General features: G+C 41.6%; 14 protein-coding genes, 1 tRNA gene and 1 pseudogene. 10 read left to right on the forward strand and 6 right to left on the reverse strand.

The genetic code is table 11. The annotated features are described in order from the left end of the window. Positions 1–51: 51 nt before the first annotated feature. The 5 genes from H0262_RS07110 (at position 52) to H0262_RS07130 (ending at position 3918) form a co-directional block, all read left to right on the forward strand. Positions 52–678, forward strand: a complete 627-nt coding sequence (locus H0262_RS07110) for an ATP-binding cassette domain-containing protein (RefSeq protein WP_181210237.1) — start codon at positions 52–54, stop codon at positions 676–678. 137 nt (positions 679–815) lie between these two features. After that, positions 816–1475 (forward strand): CDP-alcohol phosphatidyltransferase family protein, encoded by a 660-nt coding sequence (locus tag H0262_RS07115; protein WP_181210238.1) that lies wholly within the window; start codon positions 816–818, stop codon positions 1473–1475. Continuing rightward, complete coding sequence (locus tag H0262_RS07120) at positions 1465–2283, forward strand: sterol desaturase family protein (RefSeq protein ID WP_181210239.1); 819 nt, start codon at positions 1465–1467, stop codon at positions 2281–2283. The genes H0262_RS07115 and H0262_RS07120 overlap by 11 nt, the downstream gene beginning before the upstream one ends. A 275-nt stretch (positions 2284–2558) precedes the next feature. After that, the gene (locus tag H0262_RS07125; RefSeq protein WP_181210240.1) at positions 2559–3113 is read left to right on the forward strand and encodes a carboxymuconolactone decarboxylase family protein; all 555 of its coding nucleotides are present in this window, start codon (positions 2559–2561) and stop codon (positions 3111–3113) included. A 151-nt stretch (positions 3114–3264) separates the two neighbouring features. Further along, complete coding sequence (locus H0262_RS07130) at positions 3265–3918, forward strand: DsbA family protein (protein WP_181210241.1); 654 nt, start codon at positions 3265–3267, stop codon at positions 3916–3918. 216 nt (positions 3919–4134) lie between these two features. Here H0262_RS07130 and H0262_RS07135 read toward each other — a convergent pair whose 3' ends face one another. Then, positions 4135–4743, reverse strand: a complete 609-nt coding sequence (locus H0262_RS07135; RefSeq protein ID WP_181210242.1) for a TetR/AcrR family transcriptional regulator — start codon at positions 4741–4743, stop codon at positions 4135–4137. A 326-nt stretch (positions 4744–5069) separates the two neighbouring features. On the opposite strand from H0262_RS07135, the gene H0262_RS07140 reads away from it, so the two are divergent. After that, positions 5070–5765 (forward strand): haloacid dehalogenase type II, encoded by a 696-nt coding sequence (locus tag H0262_RS07140; protein ID WP_181210243.1) that lies wholly within the window; start codon positions 5070–5072, stop codon positions 5763–5765. A gap of 186 nt (positions 5766–5951) precedes the next feature. Then, positions 5952–6485 carry a DUF2058 domain-containing protein gene (locus H0262_RS07145; protein ID WP_181210244.1) on the forward strand — a complete coding sequence of 178 codons (534 nt, stop codon included), beginning with the start codon at positions 5952–5954 and terminating at the stop codon, positions 6483–6485. Positions 6486–6586: 101 nt separating this feature from the next. On the opposite strand, the gene H0262_RS07150 is transcribed toward H0262_RS07145, so the two are convergent. The 3 genes from H0262_RS07150 to H0262_RS07160 form a co-directional block, all read right to left on the reverse strand. After that, positions 6587–8377 carry a potassium/proton antiporter gene (locus H0262_RS07150; RefSeq protein ID WP_181210245.1) on the reverse strand — a complete coding sequence of 597 codons (1791 nt, stop codon included), beginning with the start codon at positions 8375–8377 and terminating at the stop codon, positions 6587–6589. Positions 8378–8592: 215 nt separating this feature from the next. Further along, positions 8593–8928, reverse strand: coding sequence for a GlpM family protein (locus H0262_RS07155; RefSeq protein ID WP_181210246.1), 336 nt, complete (start codon positions 8926–8928; stop codon positions 8593–8595). A gap of 185 nt (positions 8929–9113) precedes the next feature. Further along, complete coding sequence (locus H0262_RS07160; protein WP_181210247.1) at positions 9114–10784, reverse strand: alpha-keto acid decarboxylase family protein; 1671 nt, start codon at positions 10782–10784, stop codon at positions 9114–9116. Positions 10785–11036: 252 nt separating this feature from the next. Here H0262_RS07160 and H0262_RS07165 point away from each other — a divergent pair. Further along, positions 11037–11111, forward strand: a tRNA-Gly gene (locus H0262_RS07165). Between the two features lie 210 nt (positions 11112–11321). Here the strand turns inward: H0262_RS07165 and H0262_RS13140 are convergent. Then, positions 11322–11596, reverse strand: a pseudogene (locus tag H0262_RS13140) (IS3 family transposase); the annotation flags it as partial. 288 nt (positions 11597–11884) lie between these two features. Between H0262_RS13140 and H0262_RS07175 the strand changes: the two are divergent. Then, positions 11885–13243, forward strand: coding sequence for a hypothetical protein (locus H0262_RS07175; RefSeq protein WP_181210249.1), 1359 nt, complete (start codon positions 11885–11887; stop codon positions 13241–13243). A gap of 18 nt (positions 13244–13261) precedes the next feature. Here H0262_RS07175 and H0262_RS07180 read toward each other — a convergent pair whose 3' ends face one another. Then, on the reverse strand, positions 13262–14329 hold the full coding sequence (locus H0262_RS07180) for a helix-turn-helix transcriptional regulator (protein WP_181210250.1): 1068 nt from the start codon (positions 14327–14329) through the stop codon (positions 13262–13264). Positions 14330–14487: 158 nt separating this feature from the next. Here H0262_RS07180 and H0262_RS07185 point away from each other — a divergent pair, with 158 nt between their 5' ends. Next, complete coding sequence (locus H0262_RS07185) at positions 14488–16542, forward strand: alkyl/aryl-sulfatase (protein ID WP_181210251.1); 2055 nt, start codon at positions 14488–14490, stop codon at positions 16540–16542. The last annotated feature ends 366 nt before the right edge of the window (positions 16543–16908 follow it).

The raw sequence follows: 16908 nt of genomic DNA on the forward strand, positions 1-16908 counted from the left end.
CTCTTATTTTGAACTGACCATATTTTTAATTGACTACATAAAGGCGCTTTAATGCAATCATCTTTAGAGATAAGAAATCTACAACTCTTTCGAGAAGGCCACTTGCTACTTCAGTTAAATGAGCAGATTGAGGGTGGTGACATTCTCACTATCATGGGTCCATCTGGTAGTGGCAAGTCAAGTTTGTTAAATTGGATGACTGGCACCTTGCCGAGCGGCTTGAGTGCCACGGGTGAGGTTTGGCTACATGGTCAAAACATCAGTCACCTACCCGCGCATTTACGCCATATTGGCGTTTTATATCAAGATGCACTCTTATTCTCGCATTTATCGGTTGCAGGCAATATTGCTTTTGCGATGCCTAAAGGCAATAAAAAGCAGCGCTTTGGGCAAATAACAGACACACTTGAACAAGTCGGTTTGGCAGGTATGGAAAATCGACATCCCGATAGCTTATCTGGGGGTCAGCAAGCCCGTGTTGCGCTGCTGCGTACTCTGTTAAGCGAACCTAAAGCGATATTATTGGATGAGCCTTTTAGCAAACTTGATAGTCAGCTTAGAGCGGAAACCCAGCAATTGGTATTCCGTCAAATCCGTCAGCATAAGTTACCTACTATCATGGTTACCCACGACCATAGCGATGCTGAAGCAGCAAACGGCAAAATCATTCGCCTTTGATAAGAAATTGTTTGTCTGATAAGCACTCCTTGGTTTTTGATGAAGTAAAAATATTGATAAACAAATAAGACTTAGAAACTAATGTAAAAAGTGCGATTACTTGCTTGTAGAAGAATGACGATACAAAAGGCAAAAATATGCTCGATAAGTTTATTACCCCCATCATCAAGCCTCTTTTAGAGCCATTGGTCGTGCTATTTTATAAGGGCGGTATTACCGCAGATCAGTTGACTATCGCTGGTTTTCTCGTTGGTATGTTGGCGTTACCGTTGATTGCTTTTGAGCTGTGGCATGCAGCACTAATTGCTATTATATTGAACCGTGTTTTTGATGGATTAGATGGTGCACTGGCACGTTATGCTGGCCAAAGCTCAAGTGCTGGCGGCTATCTAGACATTACCCTAGATTTTTTATTCTATGCAGCGGTGCCACTCGGCTTTGTATTGGTTAATCCCGAGCAAAACGCCATTGCAGGCGCATTGTTATTAGCCGCCTTTATTGGCACTGGCTCTAGCTTCTTGGCCTTTGCGATTGCTGCCGAAAAATTTCAATTAGATAAGCCGCAATTTAAATATAAGAGCTTTTATTATCTAAATGGTCTCACTGAGGGTACTGAAACCATTGTTTTATTTATCGCCTTTTGTATTTGGCCACAGCACTTTGTGGTATTAGCAAGTATTTTTGCAGCGGCGTGTGCGGTTACTATTATGACTCGTATATATGGCGGTTATCATACGCTTAAACGGCTCGAAACCGATATACATAAACCCATTAAGGAGGTCAATAATGGCGAATGAGATGTGGTGGCGTTTGGGCTTTTTCTTTAGCATATTGGTCATTATGATGCTCATTGAGCATAGGCATCCCGCACGGCAATCACCGATTAAGAGTAGCAAGCGTTGGTTTGCCAACCTTGGGCTAGTATTTGCCTCTTCTTTTGTTGCCCGTTTGGCAGTGCCCATTGGGCTGACAACGGTCGCCATTTATAATCAAAAAAACGGTATCGGTTTATTTAATCTAATTGAGATACCGAATGTCGTGGCTATTATTTTAAGCTTATTGTTGCTTGATATGGTTATCTACTGGCAACATCGTTTATTTCATCGAGTGCCGCTTCTCTGGCGCTTGCACCGTGTCCATCACGCTGATGCGCATATCGATGCCAGCACTGGGCTTAGATTTCATCCTATCGAAATTGTCTTAAGCATATTGCTTAAGATCGTTGTCATTAGTGCGCTTGGTGTCCCTGCTATCGTGGTACTTATATTCGAGATTGCCTTAAATGGGTTGGCTATGTTTAATCATGCCAATATTCGTCTGCCACCAGTGATTGAGAAGCCTTTACGCATGATTCTAGTCACGCAAGTCTTACACCGAATTCATCACAGCCAACGGGCCAGTGAGACCAATTCCAATTATGGCTTTAGTGTGACTTGGTGGGATTGGCTTTTTGGTAGTTATAAAAGCCAAGGATCAAAACCTGATCAAGCATTAGATATTGGTTTAAAAGAGTATCCCGATGCCAAGCAAAATGCCTCGCTATGGGGGTTGTTGGTCATGCCTTTCAAAAATAAACCCTCTATAAATCAATCCAATCAAAAATAGATGCAGCATCTAACCATCACTAAACGGGTAAATAAGAACAATTAATTGCTAGCAAAACCTTTAATGGTTAACCAGCGTTACAAATATTTGAGCAATCATTCAATTTATATTTGAGTGATTGCTCAAAATCATTTATAGTGGTGTCAGTTATCAAGTAGAAGGTGATACCTTTACGATAATAAGTTCTAACTTTAATCAAATATTATCGTTATTTTTCAACCTAAATGATTGAATAAAATTTTAATACTGTTACTAATACCAAATAGGAATTATATATGACTGACTTTACATTACATGATAAACAAAGCGCGCCAGCAGAAAGCACAGCATTACTTGATGTCTCAATCAATGCATTTGGTATGGTTCCAAACTTACATGCCGTAATGGCTGAAGCGCCTGGATTGCTTGAAGGCTACCAACGTCTACATCAACTGTTCTTAGACAGCAGCTTTGATGACGAAGAGACCACGGTAGTATGGCAAACCATCAACGTCGAGCATGAATGTCATTATTGTGTGCCAGCTCATACTGGTATTGCCAAAAGCATGAAAGTCGATGATGCTATCACTGATGCATTACGTGACGAGACGCCACTACCAACTGCAAAACTAGAAGCTTTACGTGACTTTACTCTATCTGTGGTTCGTGATCGTGGCAACGTCAATGATGACTCTGTACAAACGTTTTTGGACGCAGGATTCACTAAGCGTCAAGTGCTAGAAGTAGTATTAGCAACAGCACAGAAAGTAATGAGTAACTACACCAACCATCTGGCTAATACGCCAATCGATAAGCCTTTTCAAAAATTTGAATGGCATAAGGCTGTCTAATTAAAGCTGACTGATTATAAAATACGAAGGGCTATTCTAGATTATTTTATTTAGGATAGCCTTTTGTATAATGCCTATAAGAAAACATCATATATAAGTAAGTACAGTATATAAGAAGACCATTTATCTAAGCATACAATAAGGAGCCACTATGAGTAATTTAAAAAAACCATTACGAATAGATATCGTGTCGGACGTGGTTTGCCCTTGGTGCGCTATCGGCTATAGTCAACTAGCCGAGGCATTAAAACAAACCAACACTCCGCACGAGATTCACTGGCATCCGTTTGAGCTTAATCCTGATACACCAAGCGAAGGACGAAACTATCGTGAGCATATCGCTAAGAAATACGGCTCAAGTCGAGAAGAATCTGATGCTAGCCGCGCTAGAATGACTGAGGCTGGTCGTGAGGTAGGCTTTGCGTTTAACTTTACTGAAGAGAGTCGCACTTATAATACCTTTGCTATGCATCAACTACTGCACTGGGCCGATCAGCAAGGGTACGCGCATGATTTAAAGCAAGCCTTGTTCGCGGCTCACTTTACTCACGCTAGAGATATTTCTAACAAAGAAGTCTTAGCCGATATCGTAGCAGAGATTGGTTTAGATCGTAGTGAGGCGCTAGCGGTATTAGCAGACGAGCGCTTTGCTGAAGACGTCCGCCGTGCTCAGCAACAGTGGAGGCAGCAAGGTATTCAAAGCGTACCTTCTGTTATCTTTAACCAAAAGCATCTGGTTAGCGGTGCTCAAGGGGTTGAGAATTTCAAAAGTATTTTGCAGCAATTAGCGGACATGCCACAATAGATGTATCTCTAATTAATAATAAAAACACACTGCAAAATTTAAAACTAAAAAGGCTACTTAATCTTTCAAGTAGCCTTTTTTTACATCTGCTATCATACAAATGACCGTTAACATCCATACTCATGTTCGATTTTCAGCTTACATGACCATCATACTAGCGGACGTACGCTTATGCAGACTCACTATTTAAACTAAGCTTGGCCACTAGGCATCGTTTTAACCAACAGACTCATTATTGCGCAAGCTTTCTATAGAATACGCCATATCCTCTGCAAGCGCATGAACCGCTGCACTGTCAACATCGCGCTGAGCAAAAGCACGCAGCCCCATAACCTCGGCTTGTAATCGACGGGCCAATCTTAGTGGATCGAGCGTGTTATCCAACTCTCCTAGCTGCTGCGCCTCCACAAAACATGCGGCAAAACGCGCCTCCATGCCGGCTAGTAATTTTTCAACTTTCTCTAGCGCTAACTGTTCACGGGCACCAAGCTCAAGTAAGCTTTTGACCAACATACATGCCCGACTGGGCAGGTTTTTTTCGCGGATACCGCCAAGCTGACGCATGTAAGCTGCCAATCCTAATAAAGGGGATTCATAGCTGCTTAATGTACGCTCAAGCTCCTTTAGCCCTGCCTGCGCATAGTAATCAAGCGCTTCTTGAAACAATCCATCTTTATTACCAAAAGCGGCATAAATACTGCCCGGTCGCATATCAAGCGCTTGCTCGATATCCTTTAAAGAGGTTGCATGAAAGCCTTTTTGCCAAAACAGCTGTATGGCCCGCTCTAATGCTTCATGACGATTATATAGTGTGGTACGTGACATAATATTCCAATTTTTGTCCCATGATTTTAGACAATAAAGTAAACATGGTTATACAATTTGAGTGACTACTCAATTTTATCTTGAATGATTACTCAAGTCCAGCTAAAGTAAGTTTGCCGAATGTCTTTATTATATTATCAAACCTCACTATAGCCGGTCCTAAATAAAAGAAATGCAAATGTTATAAGGTACTACTGGGGTTACTTTTTCTTGCTTGCTGTGCCTACGCAGACAGAGGCTGCGAATAATTAACCCCAGTAGCTCTGTACCCTTTTAAAAGTGGATTAGCTATAGTAAGGCTTACTTTGATTGCAAAAGGAACTTTTATGTCCTATATCTACTCAGCTCCGATTATCGTATTCGATGTCAACGAAACCTTACTCGATATCGATACGCTCACGCCCTTATTCACGCGTTTATTTGGGGATAATAACAGACTCAGAGAGTGGTTCGCGCAATTGGTACTTTATTCGCAAACCATGACTTTATCTGGTCTCTACACACCTTTTGGCGAGCTTGGCGTCGGTGCTTTACAAATGACCGCAGATATTCATGCCGTTACGCTAACCGAAGAAGATGTACAGGAATTTAAGCAGCGTATGAGTCAGATGCCAGCTCACCCTGATGCTATCCCTGCTTTGACCAAACTACGTGATGCAGGATTTAGATTGGTGACTTTGACCAACTCAGCACCTAGCGCTTCTCCGACACCGCTTGAAAAAGCAGGACTGAGTGAATTCTTTGAGCGGAATTTTAGTGTTGCAAACGTCAGCCAATTTAAACCTGCACCGGCGACATATCAGATGGTCGCTCGCGAGCTGTCCGTTGAGACCTCAGAGCTATGTCTTGTCGCCTGTCACCTCTGGGATGTTATCGGTGCTCAAGCTGCTGGCTGCCAAGGGGCTTTTATCACTCGACCTTATAACGCGCTACTTTCGGCACCCAATGTACCAAAACCCGACTTTATCGCTTCAGACCTCATCACCCTCGCTGAACACATTATTAACCATCAAAGCTTTTAAGCGAGTGAACAAGAATCTACGGCAATTATTCTAAAAAGGTATGTGACTCAATTATCTGACAAACGATTTTTCAATAAAAACTTTGGGATTGCCGTATTTGATGACATCTCTTGACAGAATTTGTTACCATGACTGAAGACAATTTAGATCATTTCACTTAGTTAGTTTCATTTAGGTAATGCAGATATGGCAAAAAACGCCCTACAGGCTCAACTTCTAAAAGCAGGCTTGGTTGATAGTAAGAAAGCCAACAAGATAAGCAAACAGACGCAACACGCTAAGCGCACTGGCGATGCATCGAATATCGAAGCTAAAAAAGCCTTGGCAGATGCTCAAGCTAAGAAGCTAGAAAAAGACCAAAAGCTCAATCAAGAAAAGCAGCGCATCTTAGAAGAGAAGATGCTAAAAGCCAACATCATTCAAATGATTAAGCAGCATCAACTGACTGAGACAAATGGCGATATCAGCTATCAGTTTGTCGATAACTCTAAAGTTAAAAAACTTTTTATTACTCAAAAGCTATACGATCAAATTGTAGCAGGTCACGTGGTCATTGCTCGCTTAGATGACAGCTATGCCCTACTACCACGCCCACTTGCCGATCGTATCGATTCAAAGATGACAGGCTTTATGGTGGTATCAAACGATACTGCAGAAGATGAGCTGGCAGAAGACGATCCATATGCCGCTTATGTGATTCCAGATGATTTGATGTGGTAGTCATTACTATAAGTTATGCTTTTAAAAAAGCCCTATTAATCATATTAATAGGGCTTTTTCTTGCACAGGTATCTTAGCTGATATTTATATATAGCAAAAAATCAAATCGCCTTAGCAAACTCTTGATGCTTTAAACCAATCGTTCTCAGCCTACCTTTATCGTCCACTTCTTTGATGACCAATGACCACTCATCACTGATAGCAACCATATCGCCTGATACTGGCTTCATATCCAAATTGTCTATGACATACTCAGCGACCGTCTGCTCCCACATAATTTTTGAAGTATTTTCAGGTTTTGCCTTTAGCTTATCTACAAGAGACTCAGACGCCATGATGTCGGTAAAAAAAGGCAAATCTCCAAGCTTCACACTGGGTGACAATAACCAATCGCCATAAAAGTCATCAATGGCTTTACGATCGAGTGTCGTATCATTGAAAATCTTGGCAATTTGACTGGCATGATTACCTCTCATCGCATACCAGACTCTATCCCCACATTTGAGCTTGGTCGTTTCTTCAACCATCACAATGTGTTGCCGACGTACCAAAGCAAAGATACTAATCTCATCAGGGCTGACACGGTTAGAGATGCCCATCGGATGACGGTCAATCGCAAATGCACCAGACTTTACTTCAAATTCATATAAGGTAATGCTCGCTTTATCAGATACCCAAACTTCATGTTCTTCTTCTGGGTCTTTATTATTCGGAATACGTACTTTAAACAAATTTGCCATAATAGGAATGGTCGTGCCTTGCAAAATCAAAGACAAGACCACCACACCAAAGGCAATATCGAATAGCATAAAGGCACCATCTATCCCTGCCATGACTGGCAATATCGCAAGGGTAATAGGGACCGCACCACGTAAGCCAACCCAAGAGATAAAACCGATTTCTCTGTCTTTGAATTTAAAAGGTTTGACACTCGTATAGACCGCGATAGGACGAGCAATCAAAATCATAAAGGCGGCAATCGCCACTGAATAATACCAAACATCGATAACGTTCGATGGCGTCACGAGTAAACCTAGCACCACAAAAAGCACCGCTTGTGATAACCAAGCAAAGCTATCCATCACCCGCATAACATGCTCGGTTGAGCGTACTTTATGATTGCCAATCAGCACACCAGTGAGGTAAATTGCCAAAAACCCACTACCGCCAATAAGATTGGTCGCGGCAAAGACTGCCAAGCCAGCAGACATGATCAAAATGGCATACATACCTTCTGCCAAGTGTATTTTGGGTAATAGTCTTGCCAATAAATAACCAAACAACAAACCCATGCCCAAACCGAAGCTAAGCTGCTGTAATAGCAACCCTAAGAAGCCCAGTACTGTTTGCCCAGCGGGATCGACATTTAGAGCGATAAGACCCGTAACCAATAAAATAGCCAAAGGATCGTTGGCGCCTGACTCTAGCTCCAATGTAGCTTGTACACGATCGTTAAGCTTGACGCCGCCATTACGCAGCAATGAAAAGACCGCTGCTGCATCAGTTGAACCAACGATCGCCGCCATCAATAGACCAAAACGCCAATCGACATCGAGTAGCCAAGTCACGAATACGCCCAGTATCATGACAGTAGCGAGGACACCCCAAGTAGCGAGTGTAACGGCAGGCTTAAGACCAACGCGAAAGGACTTAAAAGAGGTACGTAGACCACCATCTAACAAGATACAAGCCAAAGCGGCTTGCCCAACAAAATTAGCAATAGCATATTGGGAAAACTCGATACCTAAGATACCCTCTTCACCAGCCAGCATTCCTACTATTAAAAACAGCAGTAATAAAGGAACGCCCAAACGTGCTGATAACGTGCTTGCCATGATACTGGCGAAAATTAACAATGCCCCTACAAGGTATAGGATATTTAAGGTATCCATCTTTTTTTAAGCCCTATATTTATCAGTGATGACGAATGGAGTTATCGATATAGTCTGGTTATGAGTTTGTTGCAGGTAACACAATAAAATCGTCCTTAAGCATAACATCTACAACGGAATCTATAAAAATTATCTTTAGAAATAGTCACCTTAGCCTATATATTCAGTTGATAAACCGCGCTTTTGTATCGTTTAAGCTGCTTGTTTAGTGACTACTAAGCATGAATGTATTGCCACGTAATCACTAAAATGGCCGCTGCCACCGTCCAAGCGATGGTACCCAATAAAAGTGCTTTATATAAGCTGACATAGCTGATGCTAAAAAAGACCACGCAGGTATAAATAAGATGCGGGATGACGCCGAGCATACTAAATATTAGTGCAACCTTTAAATCAGCAGGGCTACGCTCTGTCCCTACAATAAAGTGACTAATCAACGTAAAAGTGGGGAAAAGTGGGGCAAGTGCAGCCAAATAGAAAAATCTGGTTTGCGCGAATAATTGAATCGCCAGTACCATTAAAGCGCCAATAAGCATTTTCAGCCAAATCATAATAAGGTATGTCCTTTTAAGTGTTAAGGACCGAATACAGCCCAACCTACCATGATACTAAAGTATGCAAATCGACATAAGCAGTATCTCTAGTTAGTTGGTCGATATCGAAAAAAATCCTCAAAAAAGCCCATTGAGTTTAGTGACTCAACGAGCTTGTTTTGATTAAAACTTATTAAATAGACTTAATTGGCTTTTGGCTTAAGCGCGGCACTGATATCGGCTAATAGTGGCGGGATATCATGCTTGCCAGCGATGACTTCCAACATAACCAGCTTGTCTTTTGCAGCCGCCGCTTGCTTGAGAGCATCTTTTAACTCGCCTGCTGTCTCTGCTTTTAGTAGCAGACTATTATCATCATTGGCACCAAACGCTTTTGGCATCAACTGCCAGTCACATTTAGGAATGTCGTTATAGTACTGGTTTTCACCATGAATCGCGCGCTCAACGGTATAGCCATCATTGTTAATCAGTACAATCACCGGGTTGATACGTTCTTGAATCATTACCGCAATTTCTTGAATGGTTAATAAAGCAGAACCATCACCAATGAGTAAAATACTACGCTTATGCGGTGAAGCAATGGCGCCACCTAAACTTGCAGGCAAAGTATAACCAATAGAACCCCACATCGGCTGACCATAAGACGTCACGCCTTCTGGCAGACGCACATCACTGATACCAAAATAGGCAGTACCTTGTTCTGAAAATACCAAGTTTTTATCATCGAGCGCATCGGCAATGATATGCCACAAATCATCTTGACGGATAGCCTCATCATCCTTGCCATGTTGCTCATGCGGCTTCACTTCTTCACAGAACTGCTTCGGTACAATATTAATATCTGAAGTCATTACCTCATGCAGTGTTTTTAGAGCATCTTTTAGGGCAATGGGCGCAAAGTTTTTGCCTGCGATACTCGCACGCTCATAATGCAGGTCAACCACCACGTTTTCATCAATATCTTGGCTAAAACCTGCAGTAGTAGTATCAGTATATTGCACACCAATTTTTATCAAACACTCACAGTTTTCGACCATATCCTTAACGACAGGACGCGATGCCACGCCTGCATAGGTGCCTGCCCAACGCTCACTATTTTCATCAAGCAAAGTTTTGCCCCACGATAACGTTGTATAAGGAATGTCAGTATCGGCAATCAAAGCCTTAAGCTGATTTTGCAGACCCAAACGATGCACCATCAAATCTGCCATGAGCGTCGTGGTTTTATTGGGTAAAAATTCTATCAGCGCTTGTTTAAAGTCTGCTAACGCCGCTTGGCTAGTAATATCTTCCTCACTATCGATAAGTTTAGTCGTCGGTGGATAAATTGGCGTTTTTGCTACATCTGGTGATAGTAATAAATAGCCTGGGCGATGCTTTTTGAGAATCAAGCGAATCACGCGGTCAATCTCTGAGGCAGCATTTTCAGGCGTAATTTGCGCCCGTGCTACCGTAACCGGTTCTACCATTTTAATAAAATGATTGAACACGCCATCACCAAGTGAGTGATGGATGCGACGCTTTGAATCTTGTAATGCTGTACTTGGCGCGCCTACGATATGAAGCACTGGCGCATACTCAGCAAACGAGCCTGCGGTGGCATTGATAGCGGACAGCTCACCCACTCCAAAGGTCGTCACCATCGCCGCAAACCCACGCTCACGTGCATAGCCATCTGCTGCGTAACCAGCATTTAACTCATTGGTATTACCTACCCAGCGTAATTTATCTGAGGCAAGTACATTATCTAAAAACGTGAGATTAAAATCACCAGGTACGCCAAATACCTCTGACGCACCTGCTTCTGCGACACGATCAAACAAATAATCAGCGATGGTATATTGTTGACTCATACTACTTATCCTTAAGTGTTATGTTTATTAATCATAAATATGATAAAAGTAATTATAAAACTGCATTCCAGCCTATTTATAGAAAGCAAAGCTTTTGGAATATAGATTATAACAATCTGTTATAACATAGATAGACGATGCGATAATATGCCAATCTACTATCTTTTGCTTTTTTTCATACTAGCTGTTGACACGCTCAGAAAACTGCGTATAATACGCCATCATCAACTGACGATAGTTAATTGATAATTAGCGGGAATAGCTCAGTGGTAGAGCATAACCTTGCCAAGGTTGGGGTCGAGAGTTCGAATCTCTTTTCCCGCTCCAAATATGGCTTGAAAAAGTACTAAAAGCCTCACTCCTTAAATAGGAAGTGAGGCTTTTTTTTGTCCAATTTTCGAGGCTTGTAGAAGATATTTCGAAATATCTTTTCTAATCCAGTTAAGTTTAGCTACTCAATTAAAAAGCTCATTTTCGGTGTGGTGCCCATTTGGTGCCCAAACCGTGCCCTGCCCTAAAACCTCACATACATAACTGAACCATTACTTGAGTAGACGGTCGAGCTCCGCCTGGGCTTCAATCCCAGCAGCCTTACGTACAATCTCATTGGCTTGCTTGAGCTCTCTGCATTCGTGTTCAAGCTACTTTATGCATTGATCTTGGCTTTGAGCTTGTACCGAGGCAGGAATAGTTTGCTCGATATGCTTTTTATGCCATAAGCGCAGGGTCTCAAGCGTACAGCCAATCTTTGACGCTATGGCTTGAATGGCTGACCATGTGTAGGGATAGTCGCTCGACGCTTCAATCAGCATGCGAACTGCACGTTCTTTAATCTCAGGAGTGTAGGTTTGTCTTTTTGTTGTCGTATTCTCTCAGAATGTTGAGTCTCCGACAATCCCGAGGCGGTTTATTAACTATCTAAATTTTGAACTTCTAAATTAGTTTTCTATATATTAATAAGTAGTATGACCCGAATTGACACAGTGAACATAATAGTTGACCCGAATACATCTACTGGATAAATACCCCTCATGTTAAATTTATTATGTTAGCCAGTAAAAGGCTGAACAGGGACGTAATAATGATAAACAGGAGTATTTATGCTTAATCTAACAAAGCTTACTTTAACCACTGCCATGATCTTCAGTATGGGATTATTGGCTGCCTGTGGTGACGATAATGGAACTATTACCACTATTATTCCAGATCCTAATTTACCTGAAGAGGATGTTAAAGGTTGTTTCTGGGGTGGACCATATAGTATCGACAACCCAGATACTAGCTTCGCCTATCTTGACTCAGGTGCAACATATTGGCACGCGAAATACAGTCTGCCTGAAGGATCAAGTTTAAAACTCAGTGGCGAATTTCCTTTCGCCCGTTATATGTCTTTCAACAGTTATCGACAAGACGATACTCCTGCATTCGCCTTGAGAGACCAGCAAATAAAGTCGAATATCGGATCAACCAATCCGTTCATTCAAGGCGCTCAGCGTAATGGCGATAAGCGCAGTTATCAAATTGAACTGGCTGCTGGCGAAGCACCGATAATACCGCTAGATAATACTCTATACGACTACACTCACGAAAATGGTGAATCACTATTATTGTATCGCGTTTACGTGCCAGATAAAGGAAACGATGCTACTGGTGGCGTAGGCTTACCCACTCCAGAACTTACTTTAAGCAATGGTGAAGTGTTAAAAGGTCAAGCGGTGTGCGACACCCTTAAATCTGATCAAGAGCCAATGAGGAATCCCGTAATTCCCGAACAAACTTACGCTCAGCTTCGCCAAAATAATCCTGCGAAAGAGAACCCTATCTGGCGTGCACTTTATAGCGTTCAGTTTAGTCTCAGATGTGGATTTTTGGGACAGTGTGATGGCAATCCACCAAGACAAGTTGGTTGGTTCGCTAATTTGGACAATCAATACGTTGGCACTTATATAGATAGAGACATTAAACCTGTTGTCGTCATACGCGGTAAAATTCCAAAAATAACCTCAACATTAAATGGTAATGAGATATTCGATGAAAGCGAGTCTCAGCTACGCTATTGGTCTATGTGCCAAAATGAGTATTACTCTCAAAAAGTAACGGCTTGTTTATACGATGAACAAGTCGATATAAATCCTGATGGTTACTATACGATGGTTACTAGCTTACCTTCTGATCGCCCTGTTAACGCCACTGATGAATGCGGCGTAGGCTTTTTACCTTGGTCTGAAAAAGGCGATGGCTTCTCTATTATTCCTGGTAGACAAGATCATAAAACGGACGGTCTATTACTGATGAGACATATGCTGCCCGCTGCTGATTTTGAGAATGCTATTCAAAATACCTCTGTGACTGGAGACGAAGCAGAAGTGTTAGGAGAGTTCATGCCAGCTATCCAGTATTTTACCAAAGCAGAGTTCGAAGCATTAGGTTGTGATGCTTATGCCTCATTGCCTCAGTAATTGACTTAGCTTATTGATTTAGGAATCACTCCGATGGAGTTTTTGATAAGCCATCGGGGTCATTGCATACCACTGCTTAAATGCTTTAAAAAATTGACTACTAGATTGATAGCCTAATAAAAAAGCAACCTCGGTGACTGATAGATGCTGCTCTAGCAAGTATTTATCAGCCATTGTTTTGCGAGTAGCTAATAGTATCTGTTGAAACGACATATCTTCTTCTCGTAAACGCCTCTGCAGGCTACTGACGCTCATATTCAATACTTGTGCAACTTGTTCACGAGTAGGTTCGTTCAATCCCATAATAGTGGTTAATATATGTTGGCAACGTTCTGTATAACTTAAGTTAGGAAACTCTTTATCTAACATGTTGTGCAACGGACCAATAAAAAAAGTGTTTTCTAATATTTTTCCAGACTGGGTAACCAATATGGCGTTAGATGGGGAATTGGTTTTTAGAGTGTAATATAAACTATTCGTTGCGCCAAATAGTTCGGCAGATACTCCTAATAGTTTTTTATAAAGCTCTATATCATGCGAGGATCGACGATAGAATAGCGTTAATTTTGTAGGCTTTACTGGGCTAAAGCTAGCTAATATTTTATGCACAGCAAGCATCACGCCGTCAATCTGATGATGACTAAACTGCTCTGGCATACTTGGCTTAAAATCTAAGCGTAAGAGGTTTCTCTCCTCAATTAAGCATACCTGTATGGACTCAGTAATTACCTTAAAATATCGAGCAACCAAACGGCAAAGTACAATAAATGGAATCTGTATATCAGCGTTTAATAAAGGATTAATGCACAGTTTTATACCTTGGTATAAAGGTAAAGACTTTATATCGACCAGATCCATGACCTTTAAGCCCAAATAATCCTCCTGCAAAGTATGTGCAGCCAAATTGATCTCTTTGGTTACGACCTCAAGAGGGACTCTGTCGCCATCGAATTTATCTAAATCAAGGGCTTGTAACATAATTTCAGGTATATCGTGAAAACGGTTGATTTTAAATAAATATAAAGCCAATGCTTTTCTGTTAGAGAGAACCATACTTTTATGAACACTGAATTGATTGTCTTTCATATTGGTTCTCTGAAAAATTTTTGGTCGGGCTGATTTATTGTGCCACTAAACGTCAATCTAACAAAGATAACTGAATAGTGCTATTGGTCATGTATCAACTGATGAGTTTAATGAGGTCAATGTACCTCTGTGTCATTTATCAAAAAAAGGAATTTATAATGGTAAGTAATACCTTCTCAAGCACAGCTCACACTAGTATATTGAGCTCAAGCCGTCTCCTACTATTATGCAGCAGTTTATTACTGGTGGCCTGCAACAATAATGCACCAACGACAAAAATAGCGGTTAGTGATGGTGAACGTGCGGCAACTGCCAGCACGATAGAATTCAACCGTCAGGTTGCTAGTGAGCTGAACTTGGCCGACCAACAGGACTTTGAAGATGCGCGTCGCGGCCTGATTGCCAGTGTAAAATATCTACAGATACCTTCTGCAACGGATCCCACCAAAAATGTTTGGGACATGGTCGCCTATGATTTTATTCAAGGTGAGGCTCCCGACACTGTCAATCCTAGCCTGTGGCGTCAGGCTAAGCTTAATAACATTCAAGGCCTGTTTGAAGTTACACCTGGCATCTATCAGCTACGTGGTTTTGATTTATCTAACATGACGCTAATTAAAGCCGATAGTGGCTGGATTGTCGTTGATGCGATGACCTCAAAAGAAACCGCCCGTTACGCTTTTGATTTTGCTATGAAGCATTTGGCTAAGCGTTATCCGAATACCACCAACATCAGTGCTATTATCTTTACTCACAGTCACATTGACCACTTTGGTGGGGTTTTAGGCATTGTCAGTCAGGAAGAGATTGCCAAGAAAAATATTCCAATCATTGCTCCTGGTGGCTTCATGGAAGAAGCAACCAGTGAAAATATTCTTGCGGGTACGGCGATGAGCCGTCGTGCCGTTTATATGTACGGTAAGGATTTAGCACGTGATGAATTCGGTCATGTTGATACGGGTTTAGGTAAGGGTCCAGCCTTTGGCCAATTCAGTATTGCTAAGCCGACGCAGTTAGTCAGCGCTACCCCAACTGACTTAAAGATAGATGGTATAGATTTCGAATTTCAATATACCCCAGAGTCTGAAGCTCCAGCAGAACTGACCTTTTATTTACCAAAGTACAAGGCTTTTGGTGGTGCAGAGTTGGTCTCACGTAATATGCATAACCTCTATACCTTACGTGGCGCAAAAGTTCGTGATGCGCTGAAATGGAGTAGCTATATTGAAGAGGCACGTAACTTATTTGCTGATGCCGATATTTATTTTGCTAGTCATCATTGGCCTATGTGGGGTCAAGAGAGAATTCAGACCTTTTTAACTCAACAGCGTGATACTTATAAGTTTATTCATGACCAAAGTGTACGTCGGATGAATAAAGGCATGACGCCGGGCGAAATTGCAGAAGACATCAAGTTGCCGCCCAGTTTATCTAAAGTATTCTCCAATCGTGAATACTACGGCACGGTTAAGCACAATGCCCGAGCTGTTTATCAGAACTATTTAGGTTGGTATGATGCCAATCCCGCCCATTTAGATCCCTTACCTGATGCGCAACGTGCAACTGCTTATGTTGCCATGGTTGGTAGTGAGAAGATGCTGTCACAGTCGCAAACGGCGTTTGATAAAGGCGATTATCGCTGGAGTGCTGAGCTACTAAATCATTTGGTATTTGCTGAACCTAGTAACACTGCTGCGCGAAAATTGCTAGCCAGCACCTATGATCAGTTAGGGTATCAAGCTGAATCCGGTCCATGGCGCGATGTTTATTTGACAGCAGCATTAGAATTACGCCAAGGCACACCGAATGCAGGCATTGATATGGCCTCTTTAAAAGATGTGTTTTTGCAAACGCCAGTATCAAACTTTTTCGATACCATGTCTGTCCGACTAAAAGCTGAGGACGCAGCCGATAAAGACTGGCGCATTAAGATCAACTTTACCGATTTAGATGAAAGCTATCTACTGTGGGTTGAAAACGCTGTTCTTCATCATAGGTTGTTAGATAATAAGATACCATTAAAACAAGAGGTTAACGCCACACTAAGCCTGCCTCATCCTTTATTTATTGATATGCTAATTGGTGAAGCGGGTATCAAAAAAATACTGTTATCCGATGAGTTAACTATTGATGGCAGTAAGATAGACTTATTGCGATTCCTAAGTCTGTTTGAGAAGCCACCAACCTCTTTTGGTGTGGTATTGCCAGATTAGAAAGCCTTATACAAACTAATGAACAAACTGATAATGACTAATTTTTCATTTATCCAGCTTAATAACAGAATATACGACATATTTACAATAATCACTCTTACAGGAAAAATAGGCGGTCCCCTAGTGAGGACTTGAACATTAGGCTGTAGGCGAATGATAGCAACGATTTTAGTCCCTGAGATAGTTTTAGTGTACTTCGTTGTGTATACGCAGTGAGCTTTTGGATCATTATTTTTATTTGCCATAAGCGCTGTTATGGAAACAACGGACATTATTAAGCCGCCTGATCAACATAACTCAAGTTTGTTTGTAAGGATTTGACGGCAGGGTTCATAATTAATGTAGGTAAAAATAAGTAAAATGTGT

The sequence above is a fragment of the Psychrobacter sp. D2 genome, assembly GCF_013608135.1.
In the GTDB taxonomy this organism is placed as follows: domain Bacteria; phylum Pseudomonadota; class Gammaproteobacteria; order Pseudomonadales; family Moraxellaceae; genus Psychrobacter; species Psychrobacter cryohalolentis.

What these genes read in the sequence shown, in the direction of transcription:
- H0262_RS07150 (WP_181210245.1), bottom strand. Translation starts at nt 8,377, where the DNA reads ATGGATACCTTAAATATCCTATACCTTGTAGGGGCATTGTTAATTTTC.
- H0262_RS07125 (WP_181210240.1), top strand. Translation starts at nt 2,559, where the DNA reads ATGACTGACTTTACATTACATGATAAACAAAGCGCGCCAGCAGAAAGC.
- H0262_RS07160 (WP_181210247.1), bottom strand. Translation starts at nt 10,784, where the DNA reads ATGAGTCAACAATATACCATCGCTGATTATTTGTTTGATCGTGTCGCA.
- H0262_RS07115 (WP_181210238.1), top strand. Translation starts at nt 816, where the DNA reads ATGCTCGATAAGTTTATTACCCCCATCATCAAGCCTCTTTTAGAGCCA.
- H0262_RS07145 (WP_181210244.1), top strand. Translation starts at nt 5,952, where the DNA reads ATGGCAAAAAACGCCCTACAGGCTCAACTTCTAAAAGCAGGCTTGGTT.
- H0262_RS07155 (WP_181210246.1), bottom strand. Translation starts at nt 8,928, where the DNA reads ATGATTTGGCTGAAAATGCTTATTGGCGCTTTAATGGTACTGGCGATT.
- H0262_RS07110 (WP_181210237.1), top strand. Translation starts at nt 52, where the DNA reads ATGCAATCATCTTTAGAGATAAGAAATCTACAACTCTTTCGAGAAGGC.
- H0262_RS07180 (WP_181210250.1), bottom strand. Translation starts at nt 14,329, where the DNA reads ATGAAAGACAATCAATTCAGTGTTCATAAAAGTATGGTTCTCTCTAAC.
- H0262_RS07135 (WP_181210242.1), bottom strand. Translation starts at nt 4,743, where the DNA reads ATGTCACGTACCACACTATATAATCGTCATGAAGCATTAGAGCGGGCC.
- H0262_RS07120 (WP_181210239.1), top strand. Translation starts at nt 1,465, where the DNA reads ATGGCGAATGAGATGTGGTGGCGTTTGGGCTTTTTCTTTAGCATATTG.
- H0262_RS07185 (WP_181210251.1), top strand. Translation starts at nt 14,488, where the DNA reads ATGGTAAGTAATACCTTCTCAAGCACAGCTCACACTAGTATATTGAGC.
- H0262_RS07140 (WP_181210243.1), top strand. Translation starts at nt 5,070, where the DNA reads ATGTCCTATATCTACTCAGCTCCGATTATCGTATTCGATGTCAACGAA.
- H0262_RS07175 (WP_181210249.1), top strand. Translation starts at nt 11,885, where the DNA reads ATGCTTAATCTAACAAAGCTTACTTTAACCACTGCCATGATCTTCAGT.
- H0262_RS07130 (WP_181210241.1), top strand. Translation starts at nt 3,265, where the DNA reads ATGAGTAATTTAAAAAAACCATTACGAATAGATATCGTGTCGGACGTG.